The organism is Cupriavidus alkaliphilus (assembly GCF_900094595.1).
Classification (GTDB): Bacteria; Pseudomonadota; Gammaproteobacteria; order Burkholderiales; family Burkholderiaceae; genus Cupriavidus; species Cupriavidus alkaliphilus.
The window spans coordinates 101,992-121,034 of record NZ_FMAD01000014.1 but is presented as its reverse complement, the minus strand read 5'-3'; the positions used below and the strand labels follow the sequence as shown (position 1 = coordinate 121,034).

The 19,043-nt window shown below is 68.7% G+C and carries 15 protein-coding genes and 2 riboswitches; of the genes, 5 read left to right on the top strand and 10 right to left on the bottom strand.

What is annotated here, in order from left to right; genetic code table 11:
- Positions 1–43: 43 nt before the first annotated feature.
- The 4 genes from GA0116996_RS24465 to GA0116996_RS24450 all read left to right on the top strand — a co-directional run bounded on the left by GA0116996_RS24465 (position 44) and on the right by GA0116996_RS24450 (position 5,818).
- Positions 44–1,195, top strand: a complete 1,152-nt coding sequence (locus tag GA0116996_RS24465) for a branched-chain amino acid ABC transporter substrate-binding protein (RefSeq protein WP_092316755.1) — start codon at positions 44–46, stop codon at positions 1,193–1,195.
- 150 nt (positions 1,196–1,345) lie between these two features.
- Positions 1,346–3,310 carry a tetratricopeptide repeat protein gene (locus tag GA0116996_RS24460; RefSeq protein WP_092316753.1) on the top strand — a complete coding sequence of 655 codons (1,965 nt, stop codon included), beginning with the start codon at positions 1,346–1,348 and terminating at the stop codon, positions 3,308–3,310.
- Positions 3,311–3,476: 166 nt separating this feature from the next.
- Complete coding sequence (locus tag GA0116996_RS24455; RefSeq protein ID WP_092316751.1) at positions 3,477–4,703, top strand: cation:proton antiporter; 1,227 nt, start codon at positions 3,477–3,479, stop codon at positions 4,701–4,703.
- Positions 4,703–5,818, top strand: coding sequence for a YbdK family carboxylate-amine ligase (locus GA0116996_RS24450; protein ID WP_092316749.1), 1,116 nt, complete (start codon positions 4,703–4,705; stop codon positions 5,816–5,818). Before GA0116996_RS24455 ends, GA0116996_RS24450 begins: the two co-directional genes overlap by 1 nt.
- Positions 5,819–5,842: 24 nt before the next feature.
- On the opposite strand, the gene GA0116996_RS24445 is transcribed toward GA0116996_RS24450, so the two are convergent.
- From GA0116996_RS24445 to GA0116996_RS24405, 9 genes are all read right to left on the bottom strand, one after another.
- Entirely contained in the window at positions 5,843–6,334 is a 492-nt protein-coding gene (locus tag GA0116996_RS24445; RefSeq protein WP_092316747.1) for a YMGG-like glycine zipper-containing protein, read from the bottom strand.
- Between the two features lie 137 nt (positions 6,335–6,471).
- Complete coding sequence (locus tag GA0116996_RS24440) at positions 6,472–7,329, bottom strand: alpha/beta hydrolase (RefSeq protein ID WP_092316745.1); 858 nt, start codon at positions 7,327–7,329, stop codon at positions 6,472–6,474.
- Positions 7,330–7,350: 21 nt separating this feature from the next.
- A complete protein-coding gene (locus GA0116996_RS24435) occupies positions 7,351–7,824 on the bottom strand; it encodes an OsmC family protein (RefSeq protein ID WP_092316743.1) in 474 nt (157 codons plus the stop codon).
- A 28-nt stretch (positions 7,825–7,852) separates the two neighbouring features.
- Positions 7,853–8,590: an MBL fold metallo-hydrolase gene (locus GA0116996_RS24430; protein WP_092316741.1), complete on the bottom strand. Its 738-nt coding sequence runs from the start codon at positions 8,588–8,590 to the stop codon at positions 7,853–7,855.
- A gap of 56 nt (positions 8,591–8,646) precedes the next feature.
- The gene (locus tag GA0116996_RS24425) at positions 8,647–10,023 is read right to left on the bottom strand and encodes an L-serine ammonia-lyase (protein WP_092316739.1); all 1,377 of its coding nucleotides are present in this window, start codon (positions 10,021–10,023) and stop codon (positions 8,647–8,649) included.
- Positions 10,024–10,116: 93 nt separating this feature from the next.
- A complete protein-coding gene (gcvP, locus tag GA0116996_RS24420) occupies positions 10,117–13,059 on the bottom strand; it encodes an aminomethyl-transferring glycine dehydrogenase (protein WP_092316737.1) in 2,943 nt (980 codons plus the stop codon).
- 98 nt (positions 13,060–13,157) lie between these two features.
- Entirely contained in the window at positions 13,158–13,538 is a 381-nt protein-coding gene (gcvH, locus tag GA0116996_RS24415) for a glycine cleavage system protein GcvH (RefSeq protein WP_010812169.1), read from the bottom strand.
- Positions 13,539–13,638: 100 nt separating this feature from the next.
- Entirely contained in the window at positions 13,639–14,766 is a 1,128-nt protein-coding gene (gene gcvT / locus GA0116996_RS24410) for a glycine cleavage system aminomethyltransferase GcvT (RefSeq protein WP_092316735.1), read from the bottom strand.
- A 95-nt stretch (positions 14,767–14,861) separates the two neighbouring features.
- A riboswitch (glycine riboswitch) is annotated at positions 14,862–14,986 on the bottom strand.
- Between the two features lie 21 nt (positions 14,987–15,007).
- A riboswitch (glycine riboswitch) is annotated at positions 15,008–15,095 on the bottom strand.
- 75 nt (positions 15,096–15,170) lie between these two features.
- Positions 15,171–15,398 carry a glycine zipper 2TM domain-containing protein gene (locus tag GA0116996_RS24405; protein WP_092316733.1) on the bottom strand — a complete coding sequence of 76 codons (228 nt, stop codon included), beginning with the start codon at positions 15,396–15,398 and terminating at the stop codon, positions 15,171–15,173.
- Positions 15,399–15,670: 272 nt separating this feature from the next.
- Between GA0116996_RS24405 and GA0116996_RS24400 the strand changes: the two genes are divergently transcribed.
- The gene (locus GA0116996_RS24400) at positions 15,671–17,776 is read left to right on the top strand and encodes a UvrD-helicase domain-containing protein (RefSeq protein ID WP_092316731.1); all 2,106 of its coding nucleotides are present in this window, start codon (positions 15,671–15,673) and stop codon (positions 17,774–17,776) included.
- Between the two features lie 23 nt (positions 17,777–17,799).
- On the opposite strand, the gene GA0116996_RS24395 is transcribed toward GA0116996_RS24400, so the two are convergent.
- Complete coding sequence (locus GA0116996_RS24395; RefSeq protein WP_092316729.1) at positions 17,800–18,927, bottom strand: ABC transporter substrate-binding protein; 1,128 nt, start codon at positions 18,925–18,927, stop codon at positions 17,800–17,802.
- Positions 18,928–19,043 lie beyond the last annotated feature (116 nt).

Here is a 19,043-nt window from a genome sequence, read left to right as displayed (position 1 = left end):
CAACGGCACCACATCGGCACCATTTGGGACCCAAGGAGATCTGATGAGCTCGACCTTCCACAAGACGGCAATGACCGTTGCCCTGACCCTGGCCGGCCTGACCGCCGCCTCCGCCGCGTTCGCGCAGGCGCAGGAAATCAAGCTGGGCTATGCCGGCCCGATGACCGGCGGCCAGGCCCAGTACGGCAAGGACATGCAGAACGGCATCGTCCTCGCGATCGAGGACATGAACGCCACCAAGCCCAAGATCGGCGGCAAGGAAGTCAAGTTCGTGCTGGTTTCCGAAGACGACCAGGCCGATCCCAAGACCGGTTCGGTGGTCGCGCAGAAGCTGGTCGACAACGGCATTCAGGGCATGCTGGGCCACTTCAACTCGGGCACCACCATCCCGGCATCGATGGTCTACAACCGCGCCGGCATTCCGCAGATCGCCATGGCGACCGCGCCGGAATACACCAAGCAGGGCTTCAAGACCACCTTCCGCATGATGACCTCCGACACCCAGCAGGGTTCGGTGATCGGCGCCTTCGTGGTGAAGAAGCTGGGCGCGAAGAACATCGCCGTCGTCGATGACCGCACCGCCTACGGCCAGGGCCTGGCCGACGAGTTCGAAAAGGCCGCCAAGGCCGCCGGGGGCAAGATCGTGCGCCGCGAGTTCACCAACGACAAGGCGGTCGACTTCAAGGCGGTGCTGACCAACATCAAGCGCAGCAACCCGGACATCATCTTTTACGGCGGCGCCGAGACCCAGTCCGCGCCGATGGCCAAGCAGGTCAAGGAACTGGGCATCAAGGCCCCGCTGGTGTCGGGCGAAATGTCCAAGACCGACAACTTCCTGAAGCTCGCCGGCCCGGCCGCGGAAGGTACCGTGGTGTCGCTGGCCGGCCTGCCGCTGGACCAGATGCCCGGCGGCGCCGCGTACGAGAAGAAGTACGAGAAGCGTTTCGGCTCGAAGGTCCAGACCTACTCGCCGTACGCCTATGACGGCGCCACCGCGATGATGACGGCCATGGTCAAGGCCGGCTCGACCGATCCGGCGCGCTACCTGCCGGTGCTGGCCGCCACCAACATGCAGGGCGTGACCACCAAGACCCTGGCGTATGACGCGCGCGGCGACCTGAAGGACGGCGGCATCACGGTCTACAAGGTCGTGGGCGGCAAGTGGACGGTGCTGGAGACGGTGGGCGGCAAGTAAGCTGCCGGCCGCGCCTGGCGCATGGGAAGAACGCTGCCTGCGGGCGGCGTTTTTCTTTTCCGGATGCCTGCGGCTGGCCAGACCAGATCCCGATCCCCGCCATTGGCGCATAATCCCGCACTCGCACTTTTCAATCCATAGGAGCAGTACGTGTCCGAGCAGGAAGCCAGCTACGACCACGCCATCGGGCTAGCCAACCAGGGGCGCTTCGCCGAAGCGCTGCAGATTGCCGACCAGTTGTCGCTGGCGCGCCCCGAGGTGGTGGATTTCGTCACGCTGCGGGCGCGGCTGCACTTTGACAACGGCGATGCCGGCGCCGCGCTGGCGGTGCTGGACGAGGCGCTGGCGCGGCTCGACACGCTGCCGCTGCAGCCGCCGCACCGCTGGGTCTCGCGCGGCGTGATCGCGCACCGCTACGGCGCCATGCTGATGAGCCTGGGCCGCGATGCCGAGGCCCGCCCATGGCTGCATGAGGCCGCGCAGCGCAGCGGCCTGCTGACGGGCGAATGGGCCGCGCATTTCCACGCCGGCCTGGCGGCGCTGCGGCTGGGCGACATCGCCGGCGCCGCGCGCTACTGGTACGACCTGATGGTGCGCAACCCCGACCTGGGTGCCGACGATATCGCCCCGCTGGTGTCGGACTACATCGCCCGCACCGAGGCCGCCGGCGTGCCGGCGGAGCCGCTGATGCGGGTCTGCCTGGGCCGGGTCGCGCTGGACAACCCGCACCTGCTGGAGCTCGATGCCGCGGCCGGCGATGCCGTCGCTGCCGACCAGGCCGCGCGCGTGCTGGCCGAGCACCCGGACCACCCCGAGGCGCGCCGGCTCCGGGCCCCGCTGCGCCATGGCGTCGGTGACGTGCAAGGCGCGCTGGAAGACCTCGGCGTCTACCTGCGCCAGGTCCCGGACCCGCAGAGCCAGGTACGCGAGCTGGCCTGGCGCCACCAGCTGGCGCAGCGCGGCGACGGCGCCGCCCCTGCCGAGCGCGAGCCGTGGCTGCGCTTCACGCTGACCGACCAGTCCGACGACGGCGCCGGCTACTACCGCGCTGCGATGGCGCTGGGCGAGTTCATCGACGAGGTGCCGGCCGCCGAGGCCGCGCTGCGCCCGCTGCTGGTGCAGGCCGGGCGCGCGGGCGTGGCGCGCTTCGACCGGTATTTCGCCACGGGCGAGGGCGATGCCGCCGGCCATGGGGGCAATGCCGACCCCCATGTCTATTCGCTGCTGTGCCGGCTGTTGGCGCGCAGCCTGCCGGCCGACGCCGCGCACGCCGACGAGCGCATCGCGCTGCACCGCCAGGGCATGGCCGCCAGCGAGTTCATCGAGCACTGGATCGACCTGCTCGATTGCCACGCCGACGCCGGCCAGCACCAGAAGGTGGCCGAGCTGGCGGGGGAGGTGCTTAACCGCTACCCGCTCGAGCGCAACCCGGCCGACGTGACCTGGGCCTTCAGCCGCATGATCGCTGCCTGGAAGGCGCTTGGCGGCGCCGAGCCGACCGAGGCCGCGCGCGCCGCGATGGCGCACATGGATGCGCGCCTGGACGCGCTGCCGGTGGAAGCCCGCAGCGAGGCCGCGCACCCGATGGCGCATGCGCGCGCCTACTATGCCGCGCTGCTGCAGGCGCGCATGGCCGGCATGGACGAGCACGACCGCACCGATGCGCTGGCCGAGATCGAGACCCAGCAGCGGCGCGCGCTGCTGGTGGAAGATGCCTGGCTGTACAACCGTTTCGGCCAGGTCTGGCGCGACCTGGGCGAGCCCGAGCGCGCGCTGCCGCTGTTCGAGCAGGCGGTGGCGCTGACCGAGGGCGATCCGCAGGACCAGGCCGGACCACGCGTGCAGCGCGGCCTGGTGCACAACGCCGCGCGCCGCCACGACGCGGCGCTGGCGGACTTCGTCGCGGCCTTCGCCGCGCGTGACGACTGGGACGCCGAGGTGTACCTGCGCGCGGTGCAGTCGGCGCTCGGCCAGGGACAACGCGAAGCCGCGCTGGGTTACTTCGACCAGGCGCGCGCTCGCGGTGCCGCGCAGGGCGCCACGCGCGCCCTGTATGGGCAGGTCGAGTCGGCGTTGAAAGCCACACGCCCGGTATGGAAGGTGTGGGGCGTCTGAAACGTCTCTCGCGGCCCTGGAAACGGCTGAAGATGTAAGGTATGTAAAGAACGCCATCCGCAGATGGCGTTTTTTACAGGAAGATGACCGAAATAAGCCGCGCGTTTAGTGCGGTGTCGGACAATCACTGACATGGATTGTGAAGTGCTTACATTACCATGTCGCCATGAATGGACTGAGCCAACTTTTTCCTAGCCTCCCGCTCGCGCCCGGCGGCCTCTTCTGGGTCGGGCTGGCCCTGGTCGGCGCCGGCCTGGCGGGCGAATTGAGCCGGCGCTGGCTGCGCTGCCCGCGCATCGTCGGCTACGCCGCGGCGGGGCTGTGCGCCGGCATGCTGGGCCGCGGCATCGTCGACGAGAACATGATCAACCAGACCCGTATCCTGATCGATATGGCGCTGGCGCTGGCCTTGTTCGAACTCGGGCACCGGCTTTCGCTGACCTGGCTGCGCGCCAACCGCTGGCTGCTGCTGACCAGTGCCTTCGAAAGCCTGCTGACCTGGGGGCTGGTGGCGGCGGTGCTGCAGTGGATCGGCGCCTCGCCCGGCGTGGCCATCCTCGCCGGCGGCATCGCGGTCAGCACCTCGCCCACCATCGTGCTGCAGCTCAAGAACGAACTGCGCGCCGACGGGCAGGTCACCGAGCGGCTGCTGGCCATGGCCGCGCTCAACAGCATCTATGCCGCCGCCATCGTGCAGGTCGCCACCGGGTGGCTGCATTCGGAATACGGCAACCTCGGCGCCGCGCTGCTGCACCCGCTGTACCTGCTGGTGGGCTCGTGCCTGCTGGCCTGGGTGGTGGGCAAGCTCGGCCATGCCATCTACGACCGCATGTCGGCCGACGACCACTACAGCTTCCTGGTGCTGGTGGGCCTGGTGCTGTTCACGCTGGCGCTGACCCGGGTACTAAAATTGTCGATGCCGCTGACACTGATGCTGGCAGGCGTGGTGTTCAAGCACCAGGACAACCAGCCGCACGTGTGGCCGCCGCATTTCGGCAGCGCCGGCAGCCTGCTGATCATCGTCATGGTGGTGTCGCTGGGCCTGCCGCTGACGGCGCAGGACTGGGCCGTGGGCGGCGTCTACGCCATCGCGCTGGTGGTGCTGCGCCACGTTGCCAAGCTGGCCGGGGTGGTGTCGCTGGGCTCGTTCTCCGGCCTGAGCCTGCGCCAGTGCATGGCGCTGGGGCTGGCGCTCGCGCCGATGTCTGGCCTGGCCTACCTGCTGATGCATGACGTCGCGCGCCTCTACCCGGGCACCGGGCAGCCGCTCGCCGCCATCATCCTGTGCGCGCTGGCCATCGAACAACTTTTCGGTCCCGTGATCGCGGCCTGGGCGCTGCGCTACGCAGGCGAAGTCCGCGTCGATATCCGGGCCAATGGAGGAGGGCGCTGATGTCGCTCGAACCGTTCAAGCAATCCGAGGCGCTGACCTTCGGCGTCGAGCTGGAGCTGCAGCTGGTCAACCGGCACGACTATGACCTGGCGCCGTTCGCGCCCGACCTGCTGCGCGCGCTCAAGGGTGCCGAGCATGCCGGCGACATCAAGCCCGAGATCAGTCCGTCGATGATCGAAATCAGCACCGGCATCTGCCACAGCTACCAGCAGGCGCTGCAGGAGCTGACCGTGATGCGCGACCTGATGGTGGCGGCGTCGCACTCGCTGAACCTGGGCATTGCCGGCGGCGGCACGCATCCGTTCCAGCAATGGTCCGACCGCACCATCTCCGATTCGCCGCGCTACCAGTACATCTCCGAGCTGTACGGCTACCTGGCCAAGCAGTTCACCGTGTTCGGCCAGCACGTGCATATCGGCTGCCCCAGCGCCGACGAATCGCTGTTCCTGCTGCACGCCATCGGCCGCTATGTGCCGCACTTCGTCGCGCTGGCGGCGTCTTCGCCGTATGTGCAGGGGGTCGATACCGGTTTTGCGTCGGCGCGGCTGAATTCGGTCGCGGCCTTTCCGATGAGCGGGCGCGCGCCGTTTCTGCTGACTTGGGATGCCTTCACCGCGTACTTCGAGAAGATGCGCAACACCGGCGTGATCGAAAGCATGAAGGACTTCTACTGGGATATCCGTCCCAAGCCGGAGTTCGGCACCATCGAGGTCCGCGTGATGGACACGCCGCTGACGGTGCAGCGCGCCTGCGATATCGCCGCGTATATCCAGATGCTGGCGCGCTACCTGCTGCTGTCGCGCCCGTTCATGCCGCAGGAAGACGACTACCTGGTGTACACCTTCAACCGCTTCCAGGCCTGCCGTTTCGGGCTGGAGGGCGAGTACGTGCACCCCAACGAACTGACCCGCATGCCGATCGCGGACCACATCCTGTCGATCTGCGACGCGTTGGTGCCGCATGCCGAGGTGCTCGGCTCGCTCGAGGCGCTGGCCAATATCCGCGCGCTGGCCGAGCGCCGCGACGGCGACGCGCACTGGCTGCGCCAGGTCGACGCGGAGGCGCGCAGCCAGCGCGAAACCGTGCGCAAGGCGTGTGACCGGTGGGCCTCCTGAGCCTGCACCGGGCCGCCCGCTGTCTTATTTGACGCTGTAGCCGCGCCCCTCCATGCAGGCACCCCAGGCCTGGTAATACGAGCCCATTGCCTGGCTGGCGTTGGCTGCAGCCTGCTGGTTGGCCGCATTTGCCTGACGGCGCGACTGGCGGTGCGCCATGCCGCCGGCGACCGTACCCGTTGCAGCGCCGATCGCCGCGCCCTTGCCGGCGTCGCCCGCAATCGCACCCGCGACGGCCCCTGCGGCGGCGCCGCCCGCCGCTCCCCGCACGCGCTGGCCACCTTGCGCCTGGGCCGGCGGCGGCGCGTTGGCCGCCTGGGCAGGATCCACGCCGCTTTGCTGCTTGGCCCAGCTGTAGCACGCGCCGTCGTCGCTGGCCTGCTGTTGCTGGCTCTGGCCCTTGGCCGGGTAGGCCACCGGCTTGTTCTGCGCCATGGCCTGGGCCGGCACCAGGGTGCAAGCCGCGGCCAGCGCGCCGAGCGCGAGATACGGCTTGCGAAGCAGGCGTAGGTTCATGTGGTGTTCCCCCAAAGGATGTCGGCGCTGCAAGCGCTAAACGCACCGCCCGGTGGGCAAGCGGCAAGTCCGTTCTGTGAAGGCCAGTATTTGCGGCCCGCAGGGGTAAGTCAAATCAGCGTTTTGGCGGCGTGATGTTATTTTGTTTGTGTGGGAGGTGGGGCCAGCAGGAACGCAGTGGCGTCCTGCCACCAGGCCCGGTCCACGTGCCGGATCCAGTCGTTGTGGCCGGCCCCCTCGATCACCGTCAGCCGCCGCGGTTCGCCCAGCGACGCATGCAGCGCCTCGCCGTAGCGTGCCGGCACGATGGTGTCGCGTTCGGCCACCGCCACCATCACCGGGCGCCCGAAGCCCGCGAGGTTGGCGACGCTGTCGTAGCGGTCGCGCAGGACCCAGCCTGCCGGCAGCCACGGGTAATGGTGCGCGGCCAGATGGGACAGCCTGTCCCACGGCGTGATCAGCAGGACCCCGGCAACGTGCTCGCGCTGGCGCGCCGCCGCGGCCGCCGCGACGCCTGCCCCCAGCGATTCCCCGATCAGCAGCAGCGGCCCGTCGTACTGGCGCCGCGCCAGCGCAATCGATCGTTCCGCGTCGGCGACGAAGCTGCGCTCGCCCAGCGTGCCCGTGCGCGGTCCGTACCCGGGATACTCGGCCAGGATCACGCGGATGCCCAGCGACGCCAGCGCGCTGGCGTAGTAGTCGCGATGCCCGGCATGTCCGGCATTGCCGTGAAACACCATGGCGGTGGCCCGCACCGGGCCGGGCGGCTCGGCCACCAGTCCGCGGAAATCATCCGGACCCGGCCAGGCGCGCAGCCCGGACGAGACCATGTCGTCGACCGACGCGCGTTCGGGAAAATAGAGGAAGTGGTCCTGCAGCATGGCGATCGCGGCAAGCCCGGCCACGGCCGCGGCCAGCCACCCCCACCGGCGCGCCCGCGCCGTCCGTGGCGGCGCCGATGGGGCCGTGGCGGCGGCGGGCGCGCTGGCCGGCATGGCCGTGTGTGTCCGTGGCGGCTAGGCGCCGGCGTACACCGGTTCGCAGCGCACCTCGGTGCGAACCGAGTTGGCGATAAAGCAGGCCTCGTGCGCGGCGTGGTGCAGGGCGTCGAGCTGATCGCGCGTGGGTTCGCCCGCGCCGCCAAACGTCACCTGCGGGCGCAGCGTCACTACCGTCATCGCCATGCGCCCGTCGGCGTTCTTTTCCATCACACCGGTGGCGGCGTCCAGGTAGCGGTCGACGACCAGGCGCTGCTTTGCCGCCAGCGACAGGAACCACAGCATGTGGCAGCTGGACAGCGAGGCGATGAACATCTCTTCCGGGTCGACCGCGCTGGCGTCGGACATCGGCAGCGGCACCACATGGGGCGACGACGAGCCCGGCACTTCGGCGCCGCCGTCGAAGCGCAGCAGATGCCGGCGGCTGTAGCGGTTGCCGGCGAAATCCTGTCCGTCGCGTTGCCACAGGACTTCAGCGGTGTAGGTGGACATGCAGGGACTCCTGGGGTTGGGAAGGAATTCAGGCGCCGTGCGGCACGCTTTCGCCGTCGCGCAGGCCCAGGCGCTGGTTGGCGGGCACGGCGACATCGATCAGCTTGGGGCGCGGCAGGTTCAGGTTGCGCATCATCTCGACGAACTGCTCGCGCGTGCGGCCGGCGACGCGGCTGTTGTGCGCGCGTTCATGGCCGATGGTGGAGACGGTGCGGCCCTTGTAGTCATGGGCCGGATAGACCAGCGTATCGTCGGGCAGCGCGAACAGCTTGCGGGTCAGGCTGTCGTACAGCGTGCCGGCGTCGCCGGACTGGAAATCGGTGCGGCCGCAGCCGTCGATCAGCAGCGCATCGCCGGTGAAGACGCGGCGCACGATGCCGTCGGCGGTGGCTTCCTCCCACAGGTAGCTCATGCTGCCGGCGGTGTGCCCGGGCGTATGGATGGCGCGCAGCACCTGCTTGCCGAAGGCGACGGTATCGCCGTCGATCAGCTGCTTGTGTGCGGGCTTGATGTCGCAGCCGGACGGCGCGGCGGTATGCGCGCCGGTCTGCAGGGCCAGGTGGCCGGCCGAGGTGATGTGGTCGGCATGGGCATGGGTCTCGATCACCCACACCAGGCGCGCCCCGGTCGCTTGCAGCAGTTGCAGGTCGCGCTCGAGCTGGTGGTCGACCGGATCGATCAGCAGCGCGTCCCCGGTGGCGGCGTCGATCAGCAGGTAGGTGAAGGTGGACGAGGTCTCGTCGAACAGCTGGTGGAAGGTCTGCATGGCCGTCCTCTTGTTGTTTGGCCGGGGGAACGCCGCCATGATACGCCGCGCCGCCGCTAGCACTCCACGATATTCACCGCCAGGCCACCGCGCGCCGTTTCCTTGTACTTGGTCTTCATGTCGGCGCCGGTTTCGCGCATGGTCTTGATCACCGAATCGAGCGAGACGTAATGCGTGCCGTCGCCGCGCAGCGCCATGCGCGCCGCGTTGACGGCCTTGACCGACGCCATCGCGTTGCGCTCGATGCACGGGATCTGCACCAGCCCGCCGACCGGGTCGCAGGTCAGGCCGAGGTTGTGCTCCATGCCGATCTCGGCGGCGTTCTCCACCTGTGCCGGGCTGCCGCCGGTGACCGCGGCGAGTGCGCCGGCCGCCATCGAGCAGGCCACGCCGACTTCGCCCTGGCAGCCGACCTCGGCGCCGGAGATCGACGCGTTGAGCTTGTACAGCAGCCCGATCGCCCCGGCGGTCAACAGGAAGTCGACCACGCCGTCGCGCTTGGCGCCAGGCACGAAGCGATCGTAGTAGTGCAGTACCGCCGGGATGATCCCGGCCGCGCCGTTGGTTGGCGCGGTGACCACGCGCCCGCCGGCGGCGTTCTCTTCATTGACGGCAATGGCGTACAGGTTGACCCAGTCCATCACCGAGAGCGGATCGGACAGGGTGCGCTCGGCGCGCTCGGTCAGGCTGCGGTACAGCTCGGGCGCGCGCCGCTTCACCTTGAACGGCCCCGGCAGTTCGCCGTCGGTGCGGCAGCCGCGCGCCACGCAGGCCTGCATCACATCCCAGATATGCAGCAGGCCGTCGATGACCTCCTGTTCGCTGCGCCAGGTCAGTTCGTTTTCCAGCATCAGCCGCGCAATGCTCTTGCCGCTGGCCTGCGCCATCTGCAGCATGTCCTTGCCGCTGCGGAACGGGTGCGGCAGCTGCTGCGCGGCGTTGAGCACCTGCGTATTGGGCGCGCCGGCGGTGACCACGAAGCCGCCGCCGACCGACAGGTAGCGCGCTTCGCGCAGGCTTGCGCCGCTGCTGTCGAAGGCATGGAACTTCATGCCATTGGGATGCTCGGCCAGTGCCTCGCGACGGTAGAACGCGATGTGCTCCTTCTCGACGAAGGGCACGATATGGCGGCCCAGCAGCGACAGCTCGCGGCTCTTGCGCAAAGCCGCCAGGCGCGTGTCGATGGAATCGGGATCGACGGTGTCGGGGGCCTCGCCCATCAGGCCGAGGATCACGCCCTTGTCGGTGCCGTGGCCCTTGCCGGTGGCGCCGAGCGAGCCATACAGCTCCACCCGCACGCTGCCGACTTGCGGCAGCAGCCCGTCGCGCTCCAGCCCCTGCGCGAACATCAGTGCCGCACGCATCGGGCCCACGGTGTGCGAGCTGGACGGGCCGATGCCCACCTTGAACAGATCGAATACGCTGACTGCCACGGACGGCCTCCAGTTTTGACGCCGGACCAGGCCGGCGGGCGCCGCGTTGCGCGGCGCCCTGAGTACAGCTTAGCTTCTGGCCGGGGTGCCGGCTCAGTCCACCACGTAGTCGCTGACCGGCACGCAGGCGCAGAACAGGTTGCGGTCACCGTACACATTGTCGGCGCGGCCGACCGGCGGCCAGTACTTCTGCGTGCGCAGCGAGGCCACCGGGTAGGCGGCTTCCTCGCGCGTGTACTGGTGGGTCCACTCGTTGGCGGTGACCACCGCGGCGGTGTGCGGGGCGTGCTTGAGCGGGTTGTCGTCGCGGTCGAAGGTGCCGTCGGCAACCCGGCCGATTTCCTGGCGGATCGCGATCATGGCATCGATGAAGCGGTCCAGTTCATGCAGCGCCTCGGACTCGGTCGGCTCGATCATCAGCGTGCCCGGCACCGGGAAGCTCATGGTCGGCGCGTGGAAGCCGTAGTCCATCAGGCGCTTGGCCACGTCTTCGTTGCTGATGCCGGTTTCCTTCTGCAGCGGGCGCAGGTCCAGGATGCACTCGTGCGCGACCAGGTCGTGCTGGCCGGTGTAGAGCACCGGGTAGTACGGCGCCAGGCGCTTGGCGACATAGTTGGCGGCCAGGATCGCGTTCTCGGTCGCCGCGGTCAGGCCGGCCGAGCCCATCATCGCGATATACATCCACGAGATCGGCAGGATGCTGGCCGAGCCGAACGGTGCCGCCGACACGCCGCCGATGCCGCGCTCGTCGCGGCGATAGCCGACGCTGTCCTGGTTGGGCAGAAAGTCCGCCAGGTGCGCGCCGACCGCAACCGGCCCGACGCCCGGGCCGCCGCCGCCGTGCGGGATGCAGAAGGTCTTGTGCAGGTTCAGGTGCGACACGTCGCCGCCGAACTGCCCGGGCGCCGCGGTGCCGACCATCGCGTTCATGTTGGCGCCATCCACATAGACCTGGCCGCCGTGCCGGTGCACGATTTCGCAGATCTGCTGCACGCCCTGCTCGAACACGCCGTGCGTGGAGGGGTAGGTGATCATGATCGCGGCGAGGTTCTGGCTGTGCTGCTCGGCTTTTTTCGCCAGGTCTTCCAGGTCGACGTTGCCGTTCTCGTCGCAGGCCACCACCACCACCTTCATGCCGGCCATCTGTGCCGAGGCCGGGTTGGTGCCGTGCGCCGACGACGGGATCAGGCAGATGTCGCGATGGCTCTCGCCGCGGCTGGCGTGGTAGGCGTGGATGATCAGCAGGCCCGCGTACTCGCCCTGCGAGCCGGCGTTGGGCTGCAGGCTGACCGCGGCATAGCCGGTGGCGGCGCACAGCATGGCCTCGAGCTGGTCGATCATCTCGCGGTAGCCGACGGTCTGGTCCAGCGGCGCGAACGGGTGGATCTGGCTGAACTCGGGCCAGGTCACCGGAATCATCTCGCTGGTCGCGTTCAGCTTCATCGTGCACGAGCCCAGCGGGATCATGGTGCGGTCCAGCGCCAGGTCCTTGTCGGCCAGCATGCGCAGGTAGCGCAGCATCTCGTGCTCGGCGTGGTGCGTGTTGAACACCGGGTGCGTCAGGTAGGCGCTGGTGCGCGCCAGCGCAGGCGGGAAGGCATCCTGCGCGGCGGCCTCGAGCTTGTCGAAGTCGACCTCGGCGGGCAGCGGCTTGCCTTGGGTAAAGATCTCCCACAGCGCGATCACGTCGGCGCGAGTGGCGGTCTCGTCCAGCGAGATGCCGACGCGGGTGGCGCCGGCATGGCGCAGGTTGATGCCGCGCGCGGTCGCGGCGGCGTGGATCGCATCGGTGTTGAAGCCGGTTTCCAGCGTCAGCGTGTCGAAGAAGCTGGCATTGGTGCGCGCAAAGCCCAGTGCCTGCAGGCCGGCGGCCAGCGTCGCGGTCAGGCGATGCACGCGCTGCGCGATGCGCTTCAGGCCCTGCGGGCCATGGTAGACCGCGTACATCGACGCCATCACCGCCAGCAGCACCTGCGCGGTGCAGATATTGGAGGTGGCCTTCTCGCGGCGGATATGCTGCTCGCGCGTCTGCAGCGCCAGGCGGTAGGCCTTGTTGCCCTGCGCGTCGATGGTGACGCCGACCAGGCGGCCCGGCATCGAGCGCTTGAACGCATCCTTCACCGCCATGTAGCCGGCGTGCGGGCCGCCGAAGCCCAGCGGCACGCCGAAGCGCTGCGAGTTGCCCACCGCCACGTCGGCGCCCCATTCGCCGGGCGCGGCGACCAGCGTCAGCGCCAGCAGGTCGGCGGCGGCAACCACCAGGCCGCCGGCGGCGTGCACGGCGTCGGCGATGGCGCGGTAGTCATTGATGTCGCCGTTCACGCCGGGGTACTGCAGCAGCACGCCGAAGGCGCCCGCGGCGGCAGCGTCGGCCGCGGGGCCGACCTTGACCTCGATGCCCAGCGGCAGCGCGCGCGTGCGTATCACTTCCAGCGTCTGCGGCAGCACGTCGTCGGCGACGAAGAAGATAGTCGAGTCGTGCTTGTTCACGCGCTGCAGCAGCGTCATCGCCTCGGCCGCGGCGGTGCCTTCGTCGAGCATCGACGCATTGGCGATGTCCAGCCCGGTCAGGTCGGTGACCATCTGCTGGAAATTCAGCATCGCTTCCAGGCGGCCCTGCGAGATCTCGGGCTGGTAGGGCGTGTAGGCGGTGTACCAGGCCGGGTTCTCGAAGATATTGCGCAGGATGACGCCGGGCGTGATGGTATTGAAGTAGCCCTGGCCGATAAAGCTTTTCAGGACCTTGTTCTTGCCTGCCAGCGCGCGCAGTTTCGCCAGTGCGGCCTCTTCGCTCAGCGGCTCGGTGAACTCGCCCATCGGCATGCCATCGCGGCGGCGGATGGCGGCGGGGATGACGGCGTCGATCAGCGCGGCGCGGCTGTCATAGCCGAGCACCTTCAGCATGTGCTGCTGCTCGGGGGTATCGGGGCCGATATGGCGGGCGGCGAAGGCGTCGCGCGCCTCCAGTTCGGCCAGCGTGGGCCGGTTTGCTTGGGCGGCGTTCATGGACAGCGGGGTGGGCAGCGGGGCGTTCATGGGCAAGAACCTCGTGGGGGGCGCAGCGGCAGGTGGTCAGCCGTGCCGCGGCGCCGCGAATGCGGGGTGCCGGTCCCTGGCGCGGGACCGGCGGGCGATCAGGCGCCGACGCTGGCCTTGTAGGCGTCGGCCGACATCAGGCCGTTGACGTCGTCGCCGTTGGCCGGCTTGAGCTTGAACAGCCACGCATCGAAGGCGTCGGCGTTGACGCTTTCCGGCGCCGCGGTGGCGGCTTCGTTGACGGCGATCACTTCGCCGGCCACGGGTGCGTAGATGTCGGACGCGGCCTTCACCGATTCCACCACGGCCAGCGCGTCGCCGGCACCGACCGACTTGCCCACCTCGGGCAGTTCCAGGAAGACGATGTCGCCCAGCGCGTCCTGGGCGTGGTCGGTGATGCCGATGGTGAGCGTGCCATCGGCTTCGACGCGCACCCACTCATGCGACTCGGTGTACTTGAGGTCAGCGGGGAAATTCATGAAGGTTCTCCGGATTCAGATCTGTTTCTTGTTTGGGTGATGCCTGCCCGGCAACGCTGCCGGCAGGCGAGGGCGACCGTTGGGTGAGCGGGGCTTTCCCTTAGCTCACGAGTGCCTTGCCATGACGCACAAACGGCAGTTTAACCACAGTCGCGTTGAGTTTGCGGTCGCGGATCTCGACCTGCACGGTGTCGCCCACGTTCACGCCGTGGGGCAGGCGCGCGAAAGCGATCGATTGCGACAGCGAGGGGCTGAAGGTGCCGCTGGTGATTTCACCGTCACCGGCTGGGGTGATGACCTTCTGATGGGCGCGCAGCACGCCGCCTTTGTCACGCAGGATCAGGCCGAGGAACTGCTGGCGCGAACCGGCCGCAGCCAGCGCCGCCTTGCCGGTGAAGTCGCGCTCGCTCTGCAGGTCGACGGTCCACGCCAGGCCCGCGTCCAGCGGCGAGACCTTGATATCCATGTCCTGGCCGTACAGGTTCATGCCGGCTTCCAGGCGCAGCGTGTCGCGCGCACCCAGGCCGGCCGGACGCACGCCCGCGGCATTCAGTTTTTCCCACAGGCCGGCGACGCTGGCGGCCGGCACCACCAGCTCGAAGCCGTCTTCGCCGGTGTAGCCGGTGCGCGCCACCATCACTTCGCCGAGGGCGGGGTCCTGCACCACCACGGCGTTGAACGGCTTGAGCGCATCGGAAGGCTGGGTCGACGGGAAGGTGCTCCACACCTTGGCGCGGGCGTTGGGCCCTTGCACCGCGACGATCGCCAGCGGCTCTACCCCCTCGGGCGCAACGTCCTCACGGCGCGGCGTGATGGTCACGCCGCTGCCGGTGGCGTCGTTGCGGGCGCGGATCCAGTCGATATCGCCCACCGCGGTGCCGGCGTTGACCACCAGGCGGAAACGGTCCTCGGCGAAGAAATAGACGATCAGGTCGTCGATGACGCCGCCGTTTTCGTCGAGCATGCAGGAGTAGAGTGCCTTGCCGGGGGTCTGCAGCTTGTCGACGTTGTTGGCCAGCAGGCCGCGCAGGAAGCTGCGGGTATTGGCTCCGGCGAGATCGACCACGCACATGTGCGAGACGTCGAACATGCCGGCGTCGCTGCGCACGGCGTTGTGCTCTTCGATCTGCGAGCCATAGTTGACCGGCATGTCCCAGCCGCCGAAGTCGACCATGCGGGCGCCGAGGGCGCGGTGGATAGCGTTGAGGGGCGTGGCCTGGAGCGTCATGGAATCCTCGGGGGCAGTCTCGGTTGGCGAAAACAAAAAAGGGTCATCCGCCGCAACCTTCGCTACGCCAATATGGCAAGCGATCCGCTGCGGCGGATGACCCCTCTGTCCTCGATACCTGAGAGATTACGAGGCGGATCCCATGGACCCCATCCTCGCGCGCCCCTTCGGTGGGCACGCTCGCCACGAATGGCGGGTGCCGCTCTCCAGAGTGCGGCATGCATCGTGTGCATGTTGCATGCCGATCCGACCGGTCCGTGGTGCCTGAGAGTTTTCGGGTGATACCCCTTCGGCGGCGCAAGCGATGCGCGCTCTCCCGGTCGGATGCGCGCAATGTACGGGAGGCCCCGGCCTTTGTCAAACCACGGCAGAGGCCCGCCGTACCACTGCTGCGCGGTGTGGCCTTACTTCTTCTTCTCGTCGGTGACGACGTTGCCGATCACGCCGCCCACTGCCGCGCCGCCCAGCGTACCCAGCGCGCTGCCGTCGGTCAGGATGGCGCCGCCCACCGCGCCGGCACCGGCGCCGATGGCGGTGTTACGTTGTTTCGGGGTCATGTCCGCGCAACCGGCAAAGGCCGCGACCGTCATGCCGATCAGGGTCACCTTGGTCAAAGTTTGCATGGTTTTCATTGTTGGCTCCGATGTGATGATTTGTGCATGCCCAAGCGATCCGGCGGACCGGGGGACACACTGGTTAGAGTGTCGCGTTATGCCATTGGCTCCGTTCTTTACGAAGTGTTACGCCGATGACACAGCCGGGCCCGCGGTTGCGCATGGCGCTGACTGACCCGCTGCGACGAGCGTGTTAACATCGCCAGCTTTGCCGCCCTCCATTGCCGGGGCGCTGGCAAATCCCGCCGTCTTCCGCCAATTCCGCCGCCGCCCCCGAACGCCCGCCCCGCATGACCCATGGCCTGAACCCCGCACAATCCGAAGCCGTCCGCTACCTGGACGGGCCTTGCCTGGTGCTGGCCGGCGCGGGCTCCGGCAAGACCCGGGTGATCACGCAGAAGATCGCGCATCTGATCGAGGACAAAGGCTTCGAGCCGCGCCATATCGCCGCCGTCACGTTTACCAACAAGGCGGCCAAGGAAATGCAGGAGCGCATCGGCAAGCTGATGGAAGGCAAGACCACGCGCGAGGGCAAGCGCATTCCGCTCAAGCAGCTGACGGTCTGTACCTTCCACTCGCTGGGGGTGCAGATCCTGCGCATGGAAGCCGAGCACGTCGGCCTGAAGCCGCAGTTTTCGATCATGGATTCGGACGACTGCTTCGGCCTGATCCAGGAGCAGCTGGGCACCACCGACAAAAAGCTGATCCGCGGCGTGCAAAGCACGATCTCGCTGTGGAAGAACGGCATGGTCGACCCCGAGGCCGCGATCGCGCAGGCCGCCAATGCAGACGAGCACCAGGCCGCGCTGGTCTACCGCAACTACGTCGCCACGCTGAACGCTTACCAGGCGGTGGATTTCGACGATTTGATCCGGCTGCCCGCGGAACTGTTCGCGCGCAATGAAGCGGTACAACTCAAGTGGCAGAACCGGTTGCGCTACTTCCTGGTCGACGAATACCAGGACACCAATGCCTGCCAGTACCAGCTGCTCAAGCTGCTCGCCGGCGGCTCGCACCTGCGCGCGCCGGCCTTCACCGCGGTGGGCGACGACGACCAGGCCATCTATGGCTGGCGCGGCGCCACGCTGGACAACCTGCGCGGGCTGCAGACCGACTTCCCGGACCTGAAGGTGATCAAGCTGGAGCAGAACTACCGCTCCACCGTGCGCATCCTGGAAGCGGCCAACGCCGTCATCGCCAACAATCCCAAGCTGTTCGACAAGAAGCTGTGGAGCGAGCACGGCATGGGCGACCCCATCGCCATCCACCCGATGAACGACGAGGAGCACGAGGCCGAGTCGGTGGTGTTCCGCCTGTCGGCGCACAAGTTCGAGCGCCGCGCGCAGTTCCGCGACTACGCCATCCTGTACCGCGGCAATCACCAGGCGCGGTTGTTCGAGCAGATCCTGCGGCGCGAGCGCATCCCGTACGTGTTGTCGGGCGGCCAGAGCTTCTTCGACAAGGCCGAGATCAAGGACATCTGCGCCTACCTGCGCCTGATCGCCAATCCCGACGACGATCCCGCCTTTATCCGCGCCATCACCACGCCGCGCCGCGGCGTCGGCAACACCACGCTGGAAGTGCTGGGCACGTTCGCCGGCCAGGCCAAGGTTTCGCTGTTCGAGGCGGCGATGATGGGTGGCATCGAGGGCAAGCTGCAGCCGCGCCAGCTGGAACCGCTGCGCGTGTTCTGCGAATCGATGGTGCGGCTGGCCGACCGTGCGGCGAAGGACCCGGCCACCGAGGTGCTCGACGACCTGATGGCCGGCATCCACTACGAGGCCTACCTGTACGACAGCTTCGACGAGCGGCAGGCGCAGTCGCGCTGGACCAATACCCTGGAATTCCTCGACTGGCTCAAGCGCAAGGGCACCAAGCCCGAAGGCGCGGACGGCGGGGAGGCCACCGGCTTCGACACCGCCGACGGCTTCGGCAGCGACGGCAAGAACCTGCTGGAACTGACCCAGACCGTGGCGCTGATGAGCATGCTCGAGGGCCGCGAGGAAGATCCCGACGCGGTGCGGCTGTCCACGCTGCATGCGTCCAAGGGTCTGGAGTATCCGCATGTGTTCCTGGTCGGCGTGGAGGAGGGCATCCTGCCCCATTGCCGCGAGGACGAGGACATGAGCGACGAGAAGATCGAGGAGGAGCGGCGCCTGATGTACGTGGGCATTACACGCGCGCAGCGCAGCCTGCATGTCAGCTGGTGCAAGAAGCGCAAGCGTGCGCGCGAGACCTACTCGTGCCAGCCCTCGCGCTTTATCGGCGAGATGAAGCTCGAAGAGGCGCCCGCGCCGGTCGACGCGACCCCGGCGATGAGTCCCAAGGACCGCCTCGGCGCGCTCAAGGCGCTGCTCGGGAATGGCGGCAACGGCGGCAAGACGGCCGCCGGCTGAGCCGCCGCGGCGCTATCGCATCGCTACCGTGCGCCCGACACCGCCAGCGTGACGTACTGCGAGCCGCGCTGCTCGCGCGTGAAGTCGAGCGTGAAGTCGCCCACGTCGACGCGGCTCTGCAGCGCGCGCCGCAGTTCCGCCGGGCCGCCCGGGCGCAGGCCCTGCAGCGCCCGCGCCAGCCAGGCGGCGCCGATATAGCCGGCCAGCGTCGCCGGCGACGGCGGCTCGTCCAGGTACTGCTTCATGCGCGCCACATGTTCCTTCACCACCCGCAACGTTGCCTGCTGCGGGCCGGGCGCGACCTGGGTCAGCACCAGCCCGCCGGCGTAGCCGCGGCCCAGGATCTCGCGCGCGGCATTGGCGCTGACCGCGGACAGGCCGACCAGGAAGCCATACCAACCCTGCGCCGCCAGCGCCCGGCCCAGTTCGGCATAGGCCAGGGTGTCGCCCGCGACGATCACCGCGCCCGGACGCGATGCCGCGATGCGCCGCGCCGCGGCATCGCCGCTGCCTTCGAGCAACACCGCGCGGGTGCCGGTTTGCGCTTCCAGCCGGGCCAGCGACGACACCGCAAAGTCCGGCGCCACGGCCAGCGCGATGTGCGTCAGCCCGTAGCCGCGCAACTGTTGCGCGGCCGCGTCGAGTTCGGCCTGGTAGTCGGCCCGCGTGAACCAGACATGGTCGGCGGACAGCGCCAGCCCTGACAGCGGCGCGACGATCTGCATGCCGCGCCGGGCCAGTTCGGTCGATGACGCCAGCACGGGCAGCAGCCGGTCGCCGGGGCCGAACAGCAGCCCTGCATGCTCGGTATCGGCCAGCGACACCGCCTGCGCCAGCGCGCGGCGCGGATCCGGGTCCGCATCGCGCACCACATGCTGGATCCGCACCGGGCCGCCGGTGGCGTTGACCGCGTCGAACATGACCTTGGCGCCGGCGAGGTAGTCGCGCGCCAGGTCCGACTGCGCGCCGTTGCGGTCGACCAGATGCCCGACCACCACCGTGCGCGGCGCCTGGGCCAGCGCAGCCAACGCAGGCAGCGCCAGCGCCATGCCGGTCGCGGCAAGCAGCCGGCGCCGGCCGGCATGTGCCGGCGGGTGGTCGCGCAGCGGTGGGTACGGCGCGGGCGTGGTGGATCGGCGGAAAAGTGACATGGCTGGGACAGGACGGAACGCGCGCGGGCGCGGTGGCGCGCAGCGTACCCGGCACTCATGACGCCAATGTGACGTACGCGTGCATGTCAGCGGGGACGGGGCTGGTGGGCTCAGGC